1 protein-coding gene is annotated in these 1,178 nt (G+C 34.6%); it reads left to right on the top strand.

The features are described from left to right. Window positions 1-109: 109 nt before the first annotated feature. Window positions 110-1,178: MobQ family relaxase (mobQ, locus tag HMPREF2852_RS05180; protein WP_261668115.1), on the top strand; the 1,069-nt coding region annotated here is incomplete at its 3' end.

Raw genomic sequence — 1,178 nt, 5'->3', positions numbered from 1 at the left:
CCTTGTGTACTTCCCAAAAGAAATCGGATAAAAAGCAATCCGATTTTTTTTAGTAAGTCTTTATCATCGCCATCGTCCCCACATTAAAAAAGAGAGGAGGTTTTTTCTTATGGCGATATATCATCTTAGTATAAAGATTATTTCAAGAGGAAAAGGCAAAAGTGCAGTAGCAGCTTCCGCCTATCGTAGTGGCGAAAAGATAAAAAACGAATATGACGGAATAGTCCATGACTTTACAAGAAAAGGCGGAATAGCCTATACCGAAATTCTATTACCGCAAAATGCACCTGAAGAATTTTCAAACCGTTCTGTATTATGGAACAGTGTTGAGAAAATAGAAAAAAGTAAAAACTCACAGCTTGCAAGAGAAATCGAAATTGCTTTACCCAAAGAATTAGACAGGGAAAAACAGATAGAACTTGTAAGGGAATATGTAAAAGAAAATTTTGTGAAAGTTGGTATGTGTGCCGATATTGCCCTACATGATAAAAATGACGGAAACCCACACGCACATATTCTATTAACTATGCGACCGCTAAACGAAGATACAACATGGGGAGCAAAATCAAAAAAGGAATATATCCTTGATGAAAACGGAGAGAAAGTAAAACTTAAAAATGGCAACTACAAAACAAAGAAAATAAATGCAGTAGATTGGAACGAACAAGACAAAGCAGAGCATTGGCGAAAAGCATGGGCAGATATTACAAATAAATATCTTGAAGAAAATAGCATACAGGAAAAAGTGGATCACCGTTCCTATGAAAGACAGGGCATAGAACAAATACCGACCATTCATTTAGGCGTATCAGCCACCCAAATGGAAAAGAAAGGCATAAATACCGACAGGGGAAATATCAACCGAGAAATCAAACATCAGAATAAGATATTAAAAGAGATTGCAAGAAGAATAAAAGCCTTACTAAATTGGATAAGAGGAATAGGAAAAGAAGAAAAGGCAGAAACTGATAATCTCAAATCTACCCTCCCATCCAAAGAAAATTTGCTATCCGTTTTTAAAAATCTTATCCGTAAAAATGCAGATAACCATAATACAGATTTAGAAAAATACATCGAAAGCTATCAATTCTTAAAAGAGAAAAACATTATTTCCTTATCTGAACTGAAAGAAAGTATAGTTACTTTAAGAGATAAGAATTACAAGACCACAAGAGCCT

The sequence above is a fragment of the Anaerococcus sp. HMSC065G05 genome, from assembly GCF_001812365.1.
GTDB classification, from domain to species: domain Bacteria; phylum Bacillota; class Clostridia; order Tissierellales; family Peptoniphilaceae; genus Anaerococcus; species Anaerococcus vaginalis.
The sequence above is the reverse complement of the archived record's forward strand: the minus strand, read 5'-3'. Positions and strand labels throughout refer to the sequence as shown.